The organism is Corynebacterium pilbarense (assembly GCF_026930265.1).
Taxonomy (GTDB): domain Bacteria; phylum Actinomycetota; class Actinomycetes; order Mycobacteriales; family Mycobacteriaceae; genus Corynebacterium; species Corynebacterium pilbarense.
Window position 1 is genome coordinate 1 of sequence record NZ_JANRML010000129.1, and the last position, 570, is coordinate 570.

Consider the following 570-nt stretch of genomic DNA (forward strand, 5'->3'; position numbering starts at 1 on the left):
GATTTTGAGAGTCTTTTGGTCCGTCTAGTCTTGCATAGCTTCAATCTTTTTCAGGTCCACCCTGACGCCATCCTTGCCAACCAGATGACCCAAGTATTCTACTTCTGAGGCACCAAAAGCACATTTAGATTGTTTCAGGAAAAGTTGGTGCTGAGAGAGTAGATGGAGAACTTGATCCACATGAGAAAGATGGTATGTCCAGGTTTTTCTATAGATGAGGATATCATCAAAGAAAACTAAGACAAAATGACGGAGAAAAGGACGGAAGACATGATTCATGAGGCTTTGGAAGGTGGAGGGGGCATTACACAAGCCAAAGGGCATGACCAAAAACTCATAGTGGCCCTCATGAGTTCTAAAGGCAGTCTTAGGAATGTCTGCCTCTTTCATACGTATCTGGTGGTAGCCAGAACGAAGATCAAGTTTAGTAAAGAATTGGGTGCTACTCAATTCATCCAAGAGGTCATCAATGACAAGAATGGGAAATTTGTCTTTAATGGTGATTTTGTTGAGGGAACAGAAGTCAATACACATGCACCAAGAACCTTATTTCTTAAGGAACATGACCAT

1 protein-coding gene is annotated in these 570 nt (G+C 41.8%); it reads right to left on the reverse strand.

The window, feature by feature from the left end:
- Window positions 1–24: 24 nt before the first annotated feature.
- The gene (locus tag NUW87_RS12010) at window positions 25–534 is read right to left on the reverse strand and encodes a reverse transcriptase family protein (RefSeq protein ID WP_500683256.1); all 510 of its coding nucleotides are present in this window, start codon (window positions 532–534) and stop codon (window positions 25–27) included.
- Window positions 535–570 lie beyond the last annotated feature (36 nt).